The 18,171-nt window shown below is 72.2% G+C and carries 16 protein-coding genes and 1 pseudogene; 8 read left to right on the top strand and 9 right to left on the bottom strand.

Annotated elements, in window-relative coordinates:
* The first annotated feature begins 152 nt into the window (after positions 1-152).
* Positions 153-1,110, top strand: a pseudogene (locus ACFYOH_RS01470) (tellurite resistance/C4-dicarboxylate transporter family protein).
* 3 nt (positions 1,111-1,113) lie between these two features.
* On the opposite strand, the gene ACFYOH_RS01465 reads toward ACFYOH_RS01470, so the two are convergent.
* Entirely contained in the window at positions 1,114-1,467 is a 354-nt protein-coding gene (locus ACFYOH_RS01465; RefSeq protein ID WP_388619789.1) for a hypothetical protein, read from the bottom strand.
* Positions 1,468-1,929: 462 nt separating this feature from the next.
* Here ACFYOH_RS01465 and ACFYOH_RS01460 point away from each other — a divergent pair, with 462 nt between their 5' ends.
* Positions 1,930-2,994, top strand: a complete 1,065-nt coding sequence (locus tag ACFYOH_RS01460) for an NlpC/P60 family protein (protein ID WP_388621027.1) — start codon at positions 1,930-1,932, stop codon at positions 2,992-2,994.
* A 17-nt stretch (positions 2,995-3,011) separates the two neighbouring features.
* Here ACFYOH_RS01460 and ACFYOH_RS01455 read toward each other — a convergent pair whose 3' ends face one another.
* Both ACFYOH_RS01455 and ACFYOH_RS01450 read right to left on the bottom strand, forming a co-directional pair.
* Positions 3,012-3,755 carry a LuxR C-terminal-related transcriptional regulator gene (locus ACFYOH_RS01455; RefSeq protein WP_388619786.1) on the bottom strand — a complete coding sequence of 248 codons (744 nt, stop codon included), beginning with the start codon at positions 3,753-3,755 and terminating at the stop codon, positions 3,012-3,014.
* On the bottom strand, positions 3,752-5,044 hold the full coding sequence (locus tag ACFYOH_RS01450) for a PspC domain-containing protein (protein ID WP_388619783.1): 1,293 nt from the start codon (positions 5,042-5,044) through the stop codon (positions 3,752-3,754). Before ACFYOH_RS01450 ends, ACFYOH_RS01455 begins: the two co-directional genes overlap by 4 nt.
* 211 nt (positions 5,045-5,255) lie before the next feature.
* On the opposite strand from ACFYOH_RS01450, the gene ACFYOH_RS01445 reads away from it, so the two are divergent.
* On the top strand, positions 5,256-6,713 hold the full coding sequence (locus ACFYOH_RS01445; protein ID WP_388619781.1) for a PspC domain-containing protein: 1,458 nt from the start codon (positions 5,256-5,258) through the stop codon (positions 6,711-6,713).
* Positions 6,700-6,909 (top strand): hypothetical protein, encoded by a 210-nt coding sequence (locus ACFYOH_RS01440; protein WP_388619778.1) that lies wholly within the window; start codon positions 6,700-6,702, stop codon positions 6,907-6,909. The genes ACFYOH_RS01445 and ACFYOH_RS01440 overlap by 14 nt, the downstream gene beginning before the upstream one ends.
* A gap of 490 nt (positions 6,910-7,399) precedes the next feature.
* On the opposite strand, the gene ACFYOH_RS01435 is transcribed toward ACFYOH_RS01440, so the two are convergent.
* The 3 genes from ACFYOH_RS01435 to ACFYOH_RS01425 all read right to left on the bottom strand — a co-directional run bounded on the left by ACFYOH_RS01435 (position 7,400) and on the right by ACFYOH_RS01425 (position 9,864).
* Positions 7,400-7,930: a DoxX family membrane protein gene (locus ACFYOH_RS01435; RefSeq protein WP_388619776.1), complete on the bottom strand. Its 531-nt coding sequence runs from the start codon at positions 7,928-7,930 to the stop codon at positions 7,400-7,402.
* Positions 7,931-8,075: 145 nt separating this feature from the next.
* Complete coding sequence (locus ACFYOH_RS01430) at positions 8,076-8,564, bottom strand: hypothetical protein (RefSeq protein ID WP_388619773.1); 489 nt, start codon at positions 8,562-8,564, stop codon at positions 8,076-8,078.
* A 22-nt stretch (positions 8,565-8,586) separates the two neighbouring features.
* Positions 8,587-9,864, bottom strand: coding sequence for a hypothetical protein (locus ACFYOH_RS01425; protein ID WP_388619771.1), 1,278 nt, complete (start codon positions 9,862-9,864; stop codon positions 8,587-8,589).
* A gap of 190 nt (positions 9,865-10,054) precedes the next feature.
* Between ACFYOH_RS01425 and ACFYOH_RS01420 the strand changes: the two genes are divergently transcribed.
* Positions 10,055-10,942, top strand: coding sequence for a DUF4429 domain-containing protein (locus ACFYOH_RS01420; protein WP_388619768.1), 888 nt, complete (start codon positions 10,055-10,057; stop codon positions 10,940-10,942).
* Positions 10,943-10,957: 15 nt separating this feature from the next.
* Here ACFYOH_RS01420 and ACFYOH_RS01415 read toward each other — a convergent pair whose 3' ends face one another.
* Positions 10,958-11,752 carry a class II aldolase/adducin family protein gene (locus ACFYOH_RS01415; RefSeq protein ID WP_388619767.1) on the bottom strand — a complete coding sequence of 265 codons (795 nt, stop codon included), beginning with the start codon at positions 11,750-11,752 and terminating at the stop codon, positions 10,958-10,960.
* Between the two features lie 140 nt (positions 11,753-11,892).
* Between ACFYOH_RS01415 and ACFYOH_RS01410 the strand changes: the two genes are divergently transcribed.
* Positions 11,893-12,366, top strand: coding sequence for a pyridoxamine 5'-phosphate oxidase family protein (locus tag ACFYOH_RS01410; protein WP_388619764.1), 474 nt, complete (start codon positions 11,893-11,895; stop codon positions 12,364-12,366).
* 3 nt (positions 12,367-12,369) lie between these two features.
* Here the strand turns inward: ACFYOH_RS01410 and guaA are convergent, their stop codons facing one another.
* A complete protein-coding gene (gene guaA / locus ACFYOH_RS01405) occupies positions 12,370-13,950 on the bottom strand; it encodes a glutamine-hydrolyzing GMP synthase (RefSeq protein WP_388619762.1) in 1,581 nt (526 codons plus the stop codon).
* 285 nt (positions 13,951-14,235) lie between these two features.
* On the opposite strand from guaA, the gene ACFYOH_RS01400 reads away from it, so the two are divergent.
* Together ACFYOH_RS01400 and ACFYOH_RS01395 are read left to right on the top strand one after the other, a co-directional pair.
* Positions 14,236-14,514 carry a chorismate mutase gene (locus ACFYOH_RS01400; RefSeq protein WP_388619759.1) on the top strand — a complete coding sequence of 93 codons (279 nt, stop codon included), beginning with the start codon at positions 14,236-14,238 and terminating at the stop codon, positions 14,512-14,514.
* Between the two features lie 711 nt (positions 14,515-15,225).
* On the top strand, positions 15,226-16,269 hold the full coding sequence (locus tag ACFYOH_RS01395) for an LAETG motif-containing sortase-dependent surface protein (protein ID WP_388619757.1): 1,044 nt from the start codon (positions 15,226-15,228) through the stop codon (positions 16,267-16,269).
* A 66-nt stretch (positions 16,270-16,335) separates the two neighbouring features.
* Here ACFYOH_RS01395 and ACFYOH_RS01390 read toward each other — a convergent pair whose 3' ends face one another.
* Complete coding sequence (locus ACFYOH_RS01390) at positions 16,336-18,141, bottom strand: GMC family oxidoreductase N-terminal domain-containing protein (protein WP_388619754.1); 1,806 nt, start codon at positions 18,139-18,141, stop codon at positions 16,336-16,338.
* Positions 18,142-18,171 lie beyond the last annotated feature (30 nt).

Here is an 18,171-nt window from a genome sequence, read left to right as displayed (position 1 = left end):
CATCGGCCTTCCTGCGTCCACGCGCCACCGCTTTCCTGGGTCACGAACGCGGCGCCGGCTTCTCCCGGTCCCCCGCGCGTACCGGCGTTTTTGCTGTCCACACGCGCGTGCCCTTCCGGGCGGGAACCCCGCCGCTCCCTGGCATCGGGCGCATGCCGGGCATCTCAGGTCTGCGCGTGTGGTGGGCGGGGCGGTCTCCCCCGGCCGGGGCCGCCGTGATGGCGACCGGCATCCTGTCGGTGGGACTGCACATGACCGGCGACGAGACGCTCTCCCAGGCAGTGCTGGCGCTGGCGTGCGTCGCCTGGGCCGCGCCGGCCGCCGAGTTCGTGCTGCGACTGGTCGGCGAGCGGCAGCGCTGGGCGACCGAGGCGGAGAGTCCGGGCGCGCTCACCTCCGTCGCCGCGACCACGGTGCTCGGCACCCGGATCTCGGCGCTGGGCCTGGAGCCGAGGCGCTGCTGGCGCTCGCGACGGTGCTCTGGCCGGTCCTGCTGGTCCTGGTCGTACGGCGCTGGAGGCCGCGCATGCCCTGAGCGGTGTTCCTGTGTTGTGTGGCCACAGAGGGGCTCGCCGTACTGGCCGCCACGCTGTCCACGGCCGGGCGCACGGCGTGGCTCGCGCACACCGCGCTGGTGTTGTTCTGGCTGGGCCTGGTGCTCTACGGCCTGGCGCTGGCCCACTTCGACGTACGGCAGGTGCTGGAGGGGGCGGGCGACCACTGGATCGCGGGCGGGGCGCTCGCGATCTCGGCGCTGGCCGGGGGAATCCTGCTCATCGCCGGGGACTCGGGCATGTACCTGTGGAACGCCGACGACCGCGGCGTGCTGCGCACCGCGACGGTCGCGCTGTACGTGCTGGATCTGGTCTGCTACGTCGTCCACTGGCCGCCGAGGCGGCCCGCCCCCGGCCCGGCTACCACGTGCTGCGCTGGGCGACGGTGTTCCCGATGGGGATGACGGCGGTGGCGGCGCTGTCTGCCGCGACCGTCTTCGGCGTCCCGTGGCTCACCTGGCCGGGACGGGTGCTGCTGTGGGCGGCGGTGGCGGTGTGGCTCGCGGTCGCCGCCGGTGCGGTGCTCGCGGCCCGCGCCGGCGGCAGGGACGGCTGACCGTCAGGTCCACAGGACGGCGATGAAGATGTTCGCCATGGTCAGCAGACCGACCACCCCGAACACGCTCTTGTCGATCTTCTCCTCGTCGCGCTTCACATAGACCAACCCGAGGATCACGATCAGCAGCGCCAGCTTGATGCCGATCTTGATGGTGTTGACGTGGTGGTCGTCGGCCTGGTTGAGGCCGACCAGGACCACGCCGGTGACCAGCATGGTCAGCGCGCCGTGCAGCATCGCGGGCACGAACCGGGCCGTGCCCTGGCCCATCGCCTTCATCTGGGTGAGGAAACCGCCGAGCAGCGCGGCGATGCCGATGATGTGCAGGCCGACGAAGAGATGGATGAGTACGTCCATGGGCCGGAGCCTAACCAGGGGCCCGCGGGCCTCCCCCCACCGGCCCCGGACACAGCGGTCGGCGGTCGGCGGTCGGCGGTCGGCGGTCGGCGGTCGGCGGTCGCACGGAGGATCTTGCATATATGCGCCTCATAGCACCCCACGGCTCCCGTCCATCCCACTTTCCGCACTTCGGTCACCGCGCTCTGTGAAGGCGACGACTCCAGAACGGCCACATGGTCACTTGCGGTCACATCCCGGTCCATCGAGGCCAGTTCCGTACACCGCGTTACCTACTCGTCACAGTCGGGCCTAGCGTCCTCCCCCAGGTGACCGGCTCCCCACCGCCGCCCGGGCCAGGGGCGGCCGTCGGCCACCACCGCCGAGAAGGGTCCGGCGGTGGCCCGCTTCCCCTGTGCGGGCCGCCGCCGGGCACACGGACTCTCGGTCGTGCGAGTCGTACGGAAGGACGTGACGGCCCAGGTGGCAGCGCACCGCAAGGCCCGGCAACGCTCGATGGGCGGCCATACGGCCCGGACGGCCGCCACGCTCGCCCTGGCGGGCGCGGCCACCGCGACAGGGTTCGACGGGACCGGACACGCCGAGCCACAGCTGACCCCGGCGCAGGTGAAGGCCAAGGTGGACCAGCTGTACCAGGACGCCGAGGCCGCAACCGAGAAGTACGACGGCGCGAAGGAGAAGGCGGACACTGAGCAACGGCGGCTGAACGCGCTGCGCGACGAGACCGCCCGCAAGCAGCAGAAGCTCAACACCGCCCGGGACGCGCTGGGTTCGTTCGCGGCGGCGCAGTACCGCGAGGGCGGCTTCGCACCGACCTGGCAGCTGGTCCTGTCCGGCGACCCCGACCGGTACCTGGACGACGCCGCGTTCGCGGAGCGGGCCGGTGACCGGCAGGCCGCCGCCGTGTCCGGGGTGCGCGAACAACTGCGGGAGATCGAGCAACTGCGGGGCGCGGCACGCATCGAGCTGCAGTCGCTGCGGTCCCGGCGGGCCGAGCTGCAGCGGCAGAAGAGGACCATCACCGGCAAGCTGGACGAGGCCCGGCGGCTGCTGGCGCGGCTCAGCCCACAGCAGCGGTCCGAGGTCGCCGGTGACGGCAGCGCGCTGGGACGCGCCTCCCGCTCGGCCTCGGACGCCCGGGACTCCCTGGAGCAGGCCGGTACGGCCGCGGCCCCGAACGCGCGCGCCGAGGCGGCCGTCGCCTACGCCTATGCCAAGCTCGGCAGCCCCTATGTGTGGGGCGCGGCAGGACCGAACGCCTTCGACTGCTCGGGCCTGGTCCAGGCCGCCTACCGCTCCGCCGGCATCTCCCTGCCCCGCACCACCTATGCCCAGATCGACGCGGGCCGCCGCGTCTCCCGCTCCGAACTACAGCCCGGGGACCTGGTGTTCTTCTACTCGGGGATCAGCCACGTCGGCATCTACGTGGGCAACGGGCAGATCATCCACGCCCCGAACCCCTCGGCACCGGTCCGGCTGGCCCCGGTCGACCTGATGCCGTTCGCCGGGGCGACCCGGGTGGCGTAGGGGCGAGCCCGCAGGGGTCAGACCAGTCGGCGGGCCGTAGCCCAGCGGGTCAGTTCATGGCGGTTGGACAGCTGGAGCTTGCGCAGGACCGCCGAGACATGGGACTCGACCGTCTTCACCGAGATGTACAGCTGCTTGGCGATCTCCTTGTATGCGTAACCACGGGCGATCAGGCGCAGCACTTCGCGCTCGCGCTGGGTGAGGCGGTCCAGGTCCTCGTCCACGGGCGGGGCATCGGTGGAGGCGAAGGCGTCCAGGACAAACCCGGCCAGGCGCGGGGAGAAGACGGCGTCGCCCTCCTGGACGCGGAAGATCGAGTCGACCAGGTCGGTGCCGGTGATGGTCTTGGTGACATAGCCGCGGGCGCCGCCGCGGATCACACCGATCACGTCCTCCGCCGCGTCCGAGACGGACAGCGCGAGGAAGCGCACGGGCCGCTCGGTGTCCGCCATCAAAGCCGCGCACCGGCGCAGCACTTCGACTCCGCCGCCGCCCGGGAGGTGGACGTCGAGCAGGACCACCTCGGGCCGGGTCGCGGTGATGACCGTGACCGCCTGGTCGACGTCCGCGGCCTCGCCGACCACCTCGACACCGGTCTCGGCGGTCTGCCCGATCTCGGCCTGGACGCCGGTGCGGAACATCCGGTGGTCGTCCACGAGCACCACCCGCACGTGCCGTCCGCCCGCGCCGCTGTCGGCGGCCCCGGACCCGGCCCCCTCGGGGGCACCCGCCGTGCCGTTCGCCTCGGTCGCGTCGCTCATGACGTCCTCTCCGCCCTCTCCATCTCCAACTCGACCTCCGTGCCGCCGCCCGGCACCGACCGCAGCCGGGCCGTGCCGCCGTTGCGCTCCATGCGGCCGATGATCGATTCTCTAACGCCCATGCGGTCGGCGGGTATCGAGTCGAGGTCGAAGCCGGGACCGCGGTCGCGTACGGACACGAAGACGGTCCTGCCCTCGACTTCGGCGTAGACCTGTACGGCACCGCCCTCGCCACCGTACTTGGCCGCGTTCACCATCGCCTCGCGCGCGGCCTGCATCTGCGCGCCGGTCCTCTCGTCCAGCGGGCAGTCGCCGACGATGACGACCTCGATGGGCACACCGTGCTTGTCCTCCACCTCGGCGGCGTTGCGCCGCACCGCCTCGGCGACCGTGTCCGGCTCGTCGGCCTCGTCCTTGCCGGTGCCCTCCGGCTTGTACAGCCAGGTGCGCAGGTCGCGCTCCTGGGCGCGGGCGAGGCGGCGCACCTCGCCCGCGTTGTCGGCGTTGCGCTGGATCAGGGTGAGGGTGTGCAGCACGGAGTCATGGACGTGGGCGGCGACCTCCGCACGCTCCTGGGCGCGGATGCGCATCAGGCGTTCCTCGGACAGGTCCTGGGTCATGCGGACCAGATACGGACCGGCGAGGAGCGTGATGCCGACGAGGACGGCGAGGGCCGCCTGCAGGACCGCGCCGAGATGGGCGGCCGAGCCCTGCAGCCAGAAGATCGCGGACACACCGGCCGTGACGAGCAGGACACCGCCGGCCGCGCGCAGCAGGGTCAGGGTTCGGCGCCGGCGGCCGACCTCGACCCAGCGGGCCCGGCGGGCGTTGTCCGCCTGGCGCCAGACGAGGGCGACACCGGCCGCGACGAGGACGGCCGGCACCAGATACACCTTGGCGCCGCTGCCCAGATTGACGCTGCTGACGAACACCACGGACACGATGACCATGAGGAGCAGCGCGACGATCTGGCCGCGGTCCGGCTTGCGGCCCACAAGTCTGCGGCGGCCGTCCGGCGCGGTCTCCGTGGCGACGAGCGACGGCGGTCTCTGGTCGCCGACACCGCCGACGCCCAGCGGGACGAAGAACCAGAACGCCGCGTAGAGCAGCGCTCCGAAGCCGTGGGCCATGAACAGGCCGACGAAGGCGAGCCGCACCCAGACGACGGGCAGCCCGAGGTGCCCGGCGAGGCCCCGCGCCACTCCGCCGAGCCAGCGTCCGTCGCTGCTGCGGTAGAGCTTGCGCGGCGGCCGCGGGTCGTCGACTGGCAGGCTTGCGGCTTCCGGCATGCCAACGATGGTCACATGCCCGGCGGGCCCAGGCATCAGGGTCGGCCCCCGAGACGCCCCTGATCTTCCTCGGGGCCGGGTCGGGGAGCGCCGGGCAGGGGTGGTCGCGTGCGGCTCGAACGGTTCCCCGCCTCGTCTCAGGGCCGATTTCAGGGTTCGGCCAGGGTCGTCCCGACTGCCGCGGCGGCGGCCGGGCCGTCACCATGGACACATGACGGATCACGAGCACGCCGCGACGGGTCCGGGACCCGGCACCGGCCCGCGCCCGGCCCCGGGCACCGGACCGACGGATGCCGCGCCCGCCGCGACGGAGAAGACGCAAGCGGCCGGCGCCGGCGCCGATACGCACGCCGACGCACAGCAGCAGGATCGGGAGCAGACGGCCGGAGCCCCCGAGCAGCTCCGGCGCGACCGCGGGCACAAAATGATCGCGGGCGTGTGCGCGGGCCTCGGTCGGCACACCGACATGGACCCGGTGATCTTCCGCATCACTCTGGCCGTGCTGTCCGCGACCGGTGGCATCGGCCTCATCTTCTACGGCTTCGCCTGGCTGCTCGTGCCGTACGAGGACGAGGAGGAGAACGAGGTCCGCAAGCTGCTGACGGGCCGGGTAGACGGCCAGGCGCTCGCCGCCGTGCTGTTCGCCCTGGTCGGCTGCGGGATCTTCCTGACCATGCTGAGAAACGGCGGGGTGCTGGCCTTCGCCGTGGTGCTCTCCCTGCTGCTGGCGGGCGCCGGGTACTGGTCGCGGCGTCGCGGCGCCCCTGACCCCGATCCGCTCGCCGCCCAGGCCGCCGCCGACGCGCCGCCGGAGGCCCAGGCCCCGCCGGTCGTCACCGTCTATCCGTCGTGGTGGCGGGACCCGATCGTCAAGGACGGCACCCATGTCGGCGGCACCGGCTATCTGTGGGGGCCCGGCGACGCCCGCGACCGGGACCTCACCTCGGTCGTCGACGTCGGTATCGCCACCCCCTGGACGCACCCCGGCCATCCCGATTCCGTACGGCCGCAGCCCAGTGCGCCCCCGAGACCGCGCGGGCCGCGCTGGATCGGCGGCTGGGTGTTCCTGCTCGCGCTGGTGGCAGGCGGCCTCGGTACCGGGCTGACCTGGGACACGCATCCGCTGGGCACCAGTCTGCAGACCGGTCTGGCGTGCGCGCTGGCGGTCTTCGGTCTGGGCATCACGGTCAGCGCGTTCCTGGGCCGCACGGGAGCCGGGACGGTCTTCCTGGCGATCGTCACAGCGGCGCTGCTCGCCGGGGCGGCGGCCATGCCCAAGGACATCACCACCCACTGGAGAGACACCTCCTGGGCGCCTGCCGCGGCGGCGCAGGTACGGCCTGAGTACGACCTCGGCACCGGGCGCGGCACGCTGGACCTGAGCCGGGTGCATCCGGGCAAGGGACGGACGGTCGCGACGGACGCCCATGTGGGTGCGGGACAGCTGAAGGTGATCGTGCCGGCGGACGCGACCGTGCGGATGGCCATCGAGGTGGGCGTCGGCGACATCCGGTTGCCCGGCGAGAGCAGGAAGGACGTGGACGTGCAGCCACGCAGGCTCAAGAACGTGACGCTGGCGCCGGCCAAGGGCGCCAAGGACTCCGGCACTCTGGACCTCTCGCTGAAGGTCGGGGCGGGACAGGTGGAGGTCGACCGTGCTGCGTCATGAGTTCCAGCCCGGGAGGCTGGTCGCGGGGCTCTTCCTCACTGCCACCGGCGTGGTCTTCGCGGGAGATGCGGGCGGACTGTGGGAGACGCCGTGGTTCGCGGTCGTGCCGCTGATCGTGGGCGGCCTGTTCCTCGCCGGTGCCACGGCAGCCGTGGCCCGGGGCATACGCAGACGGGGCGACACCGGCAGCAGCTGACGGCCCCGATCCCAGCGGGCAGGTGGCGCCCGGCCGCCGGTAGGGGCCCGGCCGCCGGTGCGGTTCTGGCCGCCGGTTGGGAGGGCCGCCGGTTGGGAGGGCCGCCGGTTGGGAGGGCCGCCGCCGGTGCGGTTCCAGCCGCCAGTTGGGGGGGGCCGCCGCCGGTGCGGTTCCAGCCGCCGGTGGTGGTCCGCCGGTTGGGGGCCGCCGCCGGTGCGGTTCCAGCCGCCAGTTGGGGGGGGCCGCCGCCGGTGCGGTTCCAGCCGCCGGTGGTGGTCCGCCGGTTGGGGGCCCGCCGCCGGTGCGGTTCCGGCCGCCAGTTGGGGGTCCGCCGGTTGGGGGGGCCGCCGTCGGTGGGGTTCCGGCCGCCGGCTGAGCGGCCTTGGGGAAGTCCGGTGCGGGAAACTGCGCGATCGGCACCCATCAGCCCCGACCGGCCCGCGGGTTCATCCCGGCCCGCGGGTTCATCACCCCGCTTTCAGCGGAGCGCTCAGCGGTAGCCGCCCAGTCGCTGTCGGCGGCGGGCTCGCCAGGCCGAGTCGACGGACAGGTAGGGGGCGCCGGCCAGGATCAGGGGGATCCAGGCCATGAAGTAGGCGAGGTCGTTGCCGTAGTAGTAGGGGGTCGTCGACCAGCTCACCGTCATCCACAGGCTGAACGAGATCAGCGCGCCGCCGAGCGCGGCCAGCCGGGCGAGCAGACCGAGCAGGGTAGCGATGCCGACGGCCAGTTCACCGAGGGCGATAGCGTAGCCGAAGCCGACCGGGGACTTCAGGGCCATGTCGACCAGGGCCGGGATGGCGGCGGAGTCGCGGGCGGAGCGCATGGTGTCACCGACGGATCCGGCTCCGCCGGACTTCAGGAAGGAGCTGCTGGTGAGTTTGTCCAGGCTGGCGTAGATGAAGGTGACGCCGAGGAAGATACGCAGCGGCAGCAGCGCGTAGTGGGCGGCGGTGTCCCGCCAGCCGCCGAGGCCGTTGAGCCGGTTCATGTGCGTGTCCGTCCGAATGCCGTGAGTCATCGTCCCAAACCGCCCTCTCGCCCGCCGTCCCGCCCCTCACTTGACCATACGTATGACAGGGGGGCGCAGTTCAATCCCGACTCGGACGTTTTTCCGGATTTCGGCCCCTGTACGGGGAGGCCGGAACGGGCCCGTCGGACCTCGTTCAGATGCGGGCCAGGATCTGTCGCACGGGGTGGCCGAGGACCTGGGCGACGGTGGTGAGTTCCTCGGCGGTGAGCAGGGAGCGCTGCGGGTTCCAGGCGGCGATCTCGAAGCGGGCGAACCCGCACGGCCAGTCGTAGTCCAGTCGGTCCAGGGAGGTGGCGGTGGTGCAGCAGGGGGTGGTGATGTCGAGGGTGGGCAGTCCGTCGCCCTGCTCGTCGTACGCGTCGAGCAGGTCCCGGTACCACTCGGGGTCGATGGAGCGGTCGCAGTGCGGGCAGCGGATGCCGGCCAGGTTCGAGCCGCAGTCGACGGCGGTGATCGCCTCGTGCCAGTCGACGTCCAGTTCGACGGCGTGGGGGTCGGCGTGGGGATCGTCGGGGGAGCCGGAGACCAGCTCCAGGACCAGGGCCGCGGCACGCTTCCCGGCATCCGGTGCCGGCTGCCAGTGCGGGTCGGTCGGTATCACCGACAGGACGCTCTCGCTCATCGGTCGGCCGCTCCCCCGCCGCTCACTCGGTGATCTGGACGATACAGCGGTTGGTCGCCACCCCGGCCGCGGTGACCACCTGCACCTCCACCGCCCCGGGCTCGACGTCGGCCGGTACGGGCACGGTCAGGACGCCGTCGGTGGGGTTGCTGAAGCCGCCGGTGACGGGAACCAGCGGCACGTGCACGTCGACGGCGCCGATGCGGACCACCATGCGGGAGAGCCGGTCGGCACCCTGGGCACCGGGCGGCACGAAGCCGGCACCGCGGATCTCGATGTCGTCGCCGGTGCGGATCGGCCCGTCCAGGTCGCCGGGTTCACGGGCGCGGACCACGGAGAGGACGACCGGGCGGCCGCCCTCGGCGTACTTGCCGGCCAGGTAGGTCACGGCCGAGATCAGCACCACCACACCCAGGCCCCAGGGCAGGTCGGGCAGCTGGTCGGGGCGGCGGGCCAGCCGTACGGCGGCGAACAGCAGGGCGACGGCGCTGATGGCGACGTACTGGATGTCGGTGAAGGCGCCCCGGCCGGAGTCGTCGGTGAGCAGGTCGGCGGCGCTCGGCCGGTGCGCCGGCACCTTCTGCAGCCGCTGCGCGAGGATGCGCAGGCCCACCACCCGGCGGACCAGGACGGCGATGCCGCACACCACGGCGAGGACGGTCACCACGCCCGCGCCGCGCGCGAGGTCGAGGCCCGAGATCAGCGCATCGCGTTCGGCGTGGTCGGAGGCGCCGGCCAGGCGGGCGGCCAGCAGCAGGACGGCGTAGCCGACGAACAGCACCCAGCAGGCGGCGACCGTGCGGGAGGTGGACATCCGGTTGTCCTCGCCGATCACCGGGGCCAGCGCCCCGCCGCGCGCACGGTGCAGCCAGGAGGCGGCGCTGAGCACACCGGCGACGAGGAGCGCGGTGGCCAGGGCCGCGGTGCGGGCTCCGGTCCAGCCCGCGCCGACCGCGGTGAGCGCCTCGCCGAGCAGCAGCGCGACCACCGCACCCCACACGACGCACACGGTCCGCAGCCACAGCCGGGCGAGCCAGGCCTCGCCCTCGGCGCGGCCGCGCGCGGCGACGGCCTCCGCCCACTGGGTCAGTTCCTCGGAGACCCACTGGCGGGAGGCCGAGGCCGAGTGCGCCACGGCCGTCGGCAGGCCCTGTCCGGCCGCGAACTCGTCACGCCGGCGAAGGAACGCGGCGACGGCCCGCCGGTGTCCCTCCCGGGCGCCGTGCGGGCAGTCTCCGCAGGTGCAGCCGCCCTCGTGGCCGTCTGCACCCGTGCCCTGTCTCGCCTCCTGCACCGCCACGACCGGCGCCCGCCTTCCCCACGACCTTCCGGCACGTCCGGCGGGCCCTCGATGGAAGGCCACGCCGCCGCGCAACTGCGCTGCATCGACAGCGAATTGTGCCCTACGCCGGGCCGTCCGGGGCCCTCGGGCCGCGTCACGGCGGGTGAAGTACGGGCCGCCGTGTTGACCCGGCTGCGAGAATTTGCGTATGGCCGAGATCATCCAGCGGGACGGGACCTGGGCCTTCGACGGCAGCACGATCCGGATCACCCCGGGGCTGCACCGCTGCGTGCCGCTGTTCCGGCAGACGTACGGGGAGGTCTCCGTGCCGCTGGAGGCCGTCTCGGACGTGGTCTGGGAACCCGAGCGCAAGCGTGGCCGGCTGCGGATGCGGCTGCGCGAGGGCGCCGACCCGCTGCTGCAGGCGACGGGCGGACGGCTGCCGGATGCGGCCGACCCCTACCGGCTGACGGTGGACGCGGACCGCGGCGGGGTCGCGGAGTACGTCGCCGAGGAGATCCGGCACGCCCTGCTCCTGGACCGGATCCCCAAGGAGCCCACGAGCGGCTATCTGCTGCCGGGCCCGCCGGTGCCGGTGTCCGTGCGGTCCTCCGACGGCACGGTCTCCTTCGACGGCACGCAGGTGCGCATCGACTGGGCCGACACCGCCGACCGGGTCAAACGCGCGACCGGCCCGCGGATCATCGCCCTCGGGGACCTGGTGCAGGTGGAGTGGCTGCCCAACTCGGGGTACGAGGACGGCTTTCTGCGGTTCGTGACCCCGGAGACGGTGTTCTCCAAGCTGCCGCCCGAGCGGGACCCCTACACCCTGGACCTGTGGGGCAGCGTGCGGCGCGATCTGCTGACCGCGCTGGTCGCGACGGCCGTCACCGCCCGGCTGCCGCATCCCTCCACCCGCACGGGTGCCGGGTACGACGGCCGGGACCGGCGGCGGACGGCCGTACCGGGGCGGGCCGACCACCATGACGTACTGCTGCGCCGGCTGCGGGAGTTGGGGGAGCTGCACCGGGACGGGGTGCTCACGGACGAGGAGTTCGCGATGACCAAGGCGGCGGTGCTCAGGGAGTTCGGCTGAGCATGCCCGGCGGGTTCAGCTCAGCAGGTCGGGCTCGCTGCGGCTGATGTCCTGCCACAGGGGCTGGTAGTTGATCCAGGCCACCAGGTCGCCGCCGAGCTGTTCACGGGTGGCGACGGCCAGCTTGTGGTCGATGAGGACCGGGCGGCCGGCCGCCTTCGCCGTCAGCTGCACCTGGCAGGACCGTTCCATGGACAGGAACCACCAGGCGGCGGCGTCCACCGAGTCGCCGACGGTGAGCAGTCCGTGGTTGCGCAGCACGAGCGCCTTGCGGGAGCCGAGGGCCCCGGCGATCCGGCGGCCTTCCTCGATGTCGACGGTGACGCCGCTGTAGGCGTCGTAGAGGGCCACGTCCTCGTAGAAGGCGCAGCTCTCCTGGGTGATGGGGTCGATCAGCTCGCCGAGCGCGGCGAGGGCGCGGCCGTGCACGGAGTGGCAGTGGGCGACGGCGACGACGTCCGGCCGGGCGGCGTGGACCTGGGCGTGCACGGTGAACGCGGCCTGGTTGACGTGGTAGCGGCCCTCGACGACCTGCCCGTCCTGGTTGGCGAGGACGAGATCGCCGACGGTGACGTGCTTGAACGGCATCCCGAAGGGGTTGACCCAGAAGCAGTCGGTGAACTCCGGGTCGCGGGCGGTGATGTGCCCGGAGACCCCGTCCTCCAGCCCGGCCCGCCCGAAGATCCGCAGGGCACCGGCGAGCCGCTCCTTGCGGTGCCGGCGCTCGTCCTCGACCGAGTCGAACATCGGCGGCATGGCGAACTGCAGCTGATCGGTGGGCAGCGGCAGCGGCGGGGTGGGCCCGTGCATAGGTCCTCCAGCGCTGGGATTGCGGTACGCGCCGGAAGTTACCCCCGGTCAGCGCAAAAGGGCAGAGCTGTTTTGTAAAGATGACGTACGCGGCGGAAACACGACAGAGGATGTCCGGTTTGCCGGTGAGACTGCCGTGCATGACCCGTGTGAACTGGGCGGCCTTCGCTGCCGCCGAACCCGAGCTGGCGACGACCGTCGAGCAGCGCTTCCGTGCCTTCCGTCACCATGTCCTCGCCACCCTCCGCAAGGACGGCGCGCCGCGCACCTCCGGCCTGGAGGCCGACTTCCGCGACGGTGAGCTGTGGCTCGGCATGATGGCGGGCTCGCTGAAGGCCCTCGACCTGCGCCGCGATCCGCGCTTCGCGCTCCAGGCGAACCCGGGCGAGGGCACGGGGATGGGCGGCGGGGACGTACGGATCGCGGGGCGGGCGTACGAGGTCGGGGGTGAGCGGAAGTCCGGGTACGCGAAAGAGGTGGAACCGCCGGAGCCGTTCCACCTCTTCCGCACCGAGCTGACGGAGGTCGTACGGACCTACGTCGAGGACGAGAAGCATCTCGTCGTCCAGGTCTGGAAGCCCGGTACGCCCTTGCGCACGCTCAGGCGCACCTAGGGCCTACTCCCACTCGATGGTGCCCGGCGGCTTGGAGGTGACGTCGAGGACGACCCGGTTGACGTCGCGGACCTCGTTGGTGATCCGGGTCGAGATGCGGGCCAGGACGTCGTACGGCAGCCGGGACCAGTCGGCGGTCATGGCGTCCTCGGAGGACACCGGGCGCAGCACGATCGGGTGGCCGTAGGTGCGGCCGTCGCCCTGGACGCCCACGCTGCGGACGTCGGCGAGCAGGACCACCGGGCACTGCCAGATGTCCCGGTCGAGGCCGGCCGCGGTCAGCTCCTCGCGGGCGATCGCGTCGGCGTCGCGCAGCAGGTCCAGGCGCTCCTTGGTGACCTCGCCGACGATGCGGATGCCGAGGCCGGGGCCCGGGAACGGCTGGCGCTGGACGATCTCCTCCGGCAGGCCGAGCTCCTGGCCGACCATGCGGACCTCGTCCTTGAACAGCTTGCGCAGCGGCTCGATGAGCTTGAACTCGAGGTCCTCGGGCAGGCCGCCGACGTTGTGGTGCGACTTGATGTTGGCGGTGCCGGTGCCGCCGCCGGACTCGACGACGTCCGGGTACAGGGTGCCCTGGACCAGGAACTCCACGGCCGGGCCCTCGTCGGCGATGATGTCGGCCTGCGCCTGCTCGAAGACGCGGATGAACTCACGGCCGATGATCTTGCGCTTCTCCTCGGGGTCCGAGACGCCCTTGAGCGCGGTCAGGAAGCGCTCCTCGGCGTCCACGACGACCAGCTTGACGCCGGTCGCGGCCACGAAGTCCTTCTCGACCTGCTCGGTCTCGCCCTTGCGCATCAGGCCGTGGTCGACGTACACGCAGGTCAGCTGGTCGCCGATGGCCCGCGCGACGAGGGCGGCGGCGACGGCGGAGTCCACGCCGCCGGACAGACCGCAGATGGCGCGCTTGTCGCCGACCTGCTCGCGGATCGCCGCGACCTGCTCCTCGATCACATTGCCGGTGGTCCAGTTCGGCTGCAGACCCGCGCCGCGGTAGAGGAAGTGCTCCAGCACCTGCTGGCCGTGCGTGGAGTGCATGACCTCGGGGTGGTACTGGACGCCGTAGAGCTTCTTCTCGTCGTTCTCGAAGGCGGCGACCGGGACGACGTCCGTGGACGCGGTCACGGTGAAGCCCTCGGGGGCGGCGGAGCAGGCGTCGCCGTGCGACATCCACACGTGCTGCTCGTCCGGGGTGCCCTCGAAGAGGGTGGAGGACGTCCTGGAGACATGCAGGTCGGTACGGCCGTACTCGCGGGCGCCGGAGTTGTCGACGGTGCCGCCGAGGGCCTGTGCCATCAGCTGGAAGCCGTAGCACATGCCGAAGACGGGGACGCCGGCCTCGAAGATCTCGCGGTCCAGGCGGGGGGCGCCTTCCTCGTACACCGACGACGGGCCGCCGGAGAGGATGATCGCCGCGGGGTTCTTGGCGAGCATCTCCTTCACCGGCATGGTGCTCGGCACGATCTCGCTGTAGACCCGGGCCTCACGGACGCGACGGGCGATGAGCTGGGCGTACTGCGCGCCGAAGTCGACGACCAGGACGGTGTCCGGGGTGGCGGCAGTGGAAGTCGCTGGTGACACGGGGTGCCTTCTGGTGGTCGGGCGGGGTCTGTGCTAACGAGTCTAACGGTGTGGACGTGGAGGCTTCCCCTGGACGCAGCCATGGCATACTGACCCCATGCGCAAGCACTCGACCTTCGTCTTTACCTATGGCATCCGGCCCGCCGGCTGCCATGGTCGTGCTGCTTGAGCGAACCGCCAAGCGACTTCCCAGGCGCCCCGGGCCGACAAGGCCCGGGGCGCCTGTCGTTTTCCGGGTCCTGCCGTTCCGGGGCGTCCCAGCCACCTTCACCAGGAGCCCCCGACATGACCACCACCACCCCGGAAGAGACCGTCTCGACCCCGGAGCAGACCATCGCCGACGCCCGTGAGCGCATCGACGTGCTCGACGACCGGATCATCGGCCTCATCCAGGAGCGGATGGCCGTCTCCGCCGTCGTCCAGCAGACCCGCATCGCCTCCGGCGGACGCCGGGTGCACCTCTCCCGCGAGATGGAGATCCTCGGCCGCTACCGCGAGGCCCTCGGCAAGCCGGGCACCGGCCTCGCCATGACCCTGCTGGAGCTGTGCCGGGGCCGCGTCTGAGCGACGCACGCGGAGCGCCGTACGTGAGTGCGAACGCCGCCTCACCCGTACGGCGCGTGACCGGCTCGCGCGGCGCTTCGTTGAGTGAGGTGTCCGTGCCAGCCAGGGGCGGGCCCGACAGAACCACGCGTGGCTCGCTGGAGCGATGAGGCGTACGGGTCGTGCCGTGCGCCGTGGGACCTCGCTCCAGGGAAGTGACCGGACGGCAGGGGACAGCAGCCCGGTCACCCAAGGGAACGGCCGGCTCCGGGGACGCCCGGGGCCGGCCGGCGGAAAACTGCACATGCGCACCAGTGCCGGGGCATCCGCCACGTCCCCGCACCGACCACGGCATTGCTGCACACCGTCCGCCTCTCGGAGGCAGGACCAAGGAACCAGCGGCGCAACCCCCCGGCGCCGCCCCGGGCACCGGCGCCGCCCTGACGTCGGTGCTGACCGGAAGAAGGGCCCCGCGGTCTCTCCGTCCCGCGGGGCCCTTCGCCGTGCCTCGTCGGACACCCCGGCTGAACGCCAAGGCCGAACGCCCCGGCCGAGCGCCCAGGCTGAGCGTGACTCGCATCACACGGCCTCCGCCCGACCGGCGCACAACCCTTCTCACAGGTCACGGGTCTCACCCCCTGCAACCAACGGCCATGCCCGTGCCCCACACACGGAGGCCTCCGAGACACGTGCTGCCGCGCGGCAGCACGGGAGCCCCACAAGAGGTCCTCAATGAAGCTTCGCCGCGCCATGATGACCGCGGCCGCGACGGCTGCCCTCGCGCCGCTCGCCCTGGTCTGTGCCCCTGCCGCGTTCGCCGACGAGTCCCCGAGCACCTCGGTCAGCAGCTCGGCCTCGACCGAGACGACCCCCTCGGCAGACGCGAGCACCAGCCCGGCCACCGACCAGAACTCGCCCGCCGGCCAGACGTCGGACAGCCCGTCCGCCTCCGACTCGGCGAGCACGAGCACGTCGGCGTCGCCGTCCGCCTCCGCGTCCGAGTCGGCCTCCGCCTCCGCGTCCGCGTCCGCGTCCACCTCGCCCAGCGAGAGCGCCGAGCCCAGCGACGGGCCGACGACGCCGTCCGGGATCTGCGAGGAGGACGACGCCCACTACAAGTCCAAGATCCACACCTCGCTCAGCGGTCTGCCCGGCGAGATCGCCGTGGGCAGCGGCTGGCACCCCTTCACGCTCGGCGTCAAGAACCCGACGTCGGCCGACCTCAAGGACGTCATCTTCTACGCGGGCGTCGGCCCGAGCGACCCGAACGCCCAGTTCGCGTTCAAGACCAGCCAGGTCCAGCTCCAGGTGAAGTACGACGGAGCCTGGTACGACGTCGAGGACGGCGCCGGCCACTCCGACGGCTACCTCGACCTCGCCGACATCAAGGCCGGCCAGACGGTGAACTACCAGCTCCGGCTGAACGTGAAGGCCAACGCGCCGGTCGGCGAGGGCCTGACCATCGGTGGCGGGATGTACTTCGACGACGAGGAGAACTGCATCGGCTCGGACCAGGCCAGCTACCTGATCAAGATGGTCAAGGCCGGCACCGACACGGGCGGGACGAAGCCCCAGGAGGGTGGCCAGGTCCCGGTTCCCACCCAGAAGCCGAGCAAGAGCAACACCCAGGACGTCACCGGCTCGCTCGCCGAGACCGGTTCCAGCTCCATGCTGCCGACCATCGGTCTGGTCGGCGGTGTCGCCGTCGTCGCCGGCGCCGGCGCGGTGTTCGCCGTCCGCCGCCGCAAGGGCGCCGGTTCGGACGCAGCCGCGTAAGCGCGGTCGCACAGCCGAAGGGGCCTGCGCCAGGAGGGGGGTGCAGGCCCCTTCGGCATACCCGCGCTACCGCTTCGGCGGCACCGCCGGCATCCCCAGGAAGGGCAGGCGCAGCGCGCCGAACGCCTCCGCGGGCACCGCCGGAGTCTGCGGCCCCACCGGCTTCAGCCGCTCGTACGCCGCACCCTGCGCCGGACGCGGATCCTCCGCGCCCTTGTTCGGCCAGAAGGACATCGCGCGCTCGGCCTGCGCGGTGATCGTCAGTGACGGGTTCACGCCCAGGTTCGCGGAGACCGCGGCGCCGTCCACGACGGAGATGCCGGGGTGGCCGTAGAGGCGGTGGTAGGGGTCGATCACGCCGGTCTCGGCGGAGTCGCCGATCGGGCAGCCGCCGAGGAAGTGCGCGGTGAGCGGGGTGCCCATCAGCTCGCCGACGTTGCTGCCGGCGAAGCCGTTGATCTCGGCGGCGAGCGCGGAGGCGGCCTCCGTGGCGGCCTTGATCTGCTTGGGGTTGGGGGCGCCGTGGCCCTGCCGGGCGGTGAGCAGGCCCTTTCCGACACCGTCCGGTTTCAGGTACGTCGTCAGGGAGTTGTCCAGCGACTGCATGACCAGGCCGATGATGGTCCGTTCCGACCAGCGCCGGTTGGAGAGGGAGCGCAGGAACAGCAGCGGGTGCCGGGCCGCGTTCGCCAGCCAGGCAAGCGCGCGGGAGGAGCCCTCGGCGTAGGGCACCTGGAGGATGGACAGGCCGCCCATCGAGTTGGAGCCCTTGCCGTAGCGGACCGGCTCGATGTGGGTGTTCTCGTCGGGGTGGATGGAGGACGTGATGGCGACGCCCCGCGTGAAGTCGGCCCTCGGTTCTCCGGTCGCCTTGCGGTAGCGGCGGTTGTCGGTCTGCGCGCCCACCAGCGCCTCGGAGTTGGTGCGGGTCAGGTCGCCGAGCCGGGCGGAGAGATACGGCAGCTGGCCGCCGGCCTTCATCCGGTGCAGCAGGGTCTGGGTGCCGTAGGTGCCGGCCGCGAGGACGACCCTGCGCGCGGTGAAGAGCCGGCCCTCGCCCTTCTTCTTCCGGTCCGTCGGCAGGGTCGCCACCGCATAGCCGCCGCGCGAGTCGTCCGTCACGGACACGACCGTCGTCATGGGGTGGACCACCGCGCCCGCCTTCTCGGCGAGGTAGAGGTAGTTCTCGTTCAGGGTGTTCTTCGCGCCGTGCCGGCAGCCGGTCATGCACTCGCCGCACTCGGTGCAGGCGTTGCGGGACGGACCGGCGCCGCCGAAGTACGGGTCGTTCACCTGCTCGCCCGGCCGGACCTTCGCCTCGCCGTCGGCGTCCTTGCCGTCGCCGAAGAACACGCCGACCGGCGCGAGGTGGAAGGTGTCGCCGACGCCCATCCGCTGCGCCGCCGCCTTCAGATGCACGTCGGAGGGGGTCATCGTCGGGTTGAGCCGTACGCCGAGCATGCGCTGGGCCTGGTCGTAGTACGGCTTCAACTCCTCCTGCCAGTCGGTGATGTCCCGCCACTGGGGGTCGTCGAAGAAGGCCTTCGGCGGTATGTAGAGAGTGTTGGCGTAGTTGAGCGAGCCGCCGCCCACACCGGCGCCCGCCAGCACCATGACGTTGCCCAGCAGATGGATGCGCTGGATGCCGAACATGCCGAGTTTCGGGGCCCAGAGGTAGTTCCTGAGGTCCCAGGAGTTCTTCGGCAGGGAGTCCCGGGTGAAGCGGCGGCCGGCTTCCAGGACGCCCACCTTGTAGCCCTTTTCGGTCAGGCGGAGGGCGGACACCGAACCGCCGAACCCCGATCCGACCACGATGACGTCGTAGTCGTACCCGTCCTCGTCCCGGGTCTGGACAGACTTCTCCTGCGACACGTGCTCTCCTCGTCGGGAACGGGTGTTGAC

It is taken from the genome of Streptomyces sp. NPDC007856, from assembly GCF_042868225.1.
Classification (GTDB): domain Bacteria; phylum Actinomycetota; class Actinomycetes; order Streptomycetales; family Streptomycetaceae; genus Streptomyces.
Note: the sequence above shows the minus strand (reverse complement) of the source record. Positions and strands in the feature narration are given on the sequence as shown.

Coding starts and splice junctions, on each gene's coding strand:
- ACFYOH_RS01435 (WP_388619776.1), bottom strand. CDS start 7,930: ATGACTCACGGCATTCGGACGGACACGCACATGAACCGGCTCAACGGC.
- ACFYOH_RS01395 (WP_388619757.1), top strand. CDS start 15,226: ATGAAGCTTCGCCGCGCCATGATGACCGCGGCCGCGACGGCTGCCCTC.
- ACFYOH_RS01420 (WP_388619768.1), top strand. CDS start 10,055: ATGGCCGAGATCATCCAGCGGGACGGGACCTGGGCCTTCGACGGCAGC.
- ACFYOH_RS01400 (WP_388619759.1), top strand. CDS start 14,236: ATGACCACCACCACCCCGGAAGAGACCGTCTCGACCCCGGAGCAGACC.
- ACFYOH_RS01450 (WP_388619783.1), bottom strand. CDS start 5,044: ATGCCGGAAGCCGCAAGCCTGCCAGTCGACGACCCGCGGCCGCCGCGC.
- ACFYOH_RS01415 (WP_388619767.1), bottom strand. CDS start 11,752: ATGCACGGGCCCACCCCGCCGCTGCCGCTGCCCACCGATCAGCTGCAG.
- ACFYOH_RS01465 (WP_388619789.1), bottom strand. CDS start 1,467: ATGGACGTACTCATCCATCTCTTCGTCGGCCTGCACATCATCGGCATC.
- ACFYOH_RS01410 (WP_388619764.1), top strand. CDS start 11,893: ATGACCCGTGTGAACTGGGCGGCCTTCGCTGCCGCCGAACCCGAGCTG.
- ACFYOH_RS01430 (WP_388619773.1), bottom strand. CDS start 8,564: ATGAGCGAGAGCGTCCTGTCGGTGATACCGACCGACCCGCACTGGCAG.
- ACFYOH_RS01455 (WP_388619786.1), bottom strand. CDS start 3,755: ATGAGCGACGCGACCGAGGCGAACGGCACGGCGGGTGCCCCCGAGGGG.
- ACFYOH_RS01445 (WP_388619781.1), top strand. CDS start 5,256: ATGACGGATCACGAGCACGCCGCGACGGGTCCGGGACCCGGCACCGGC.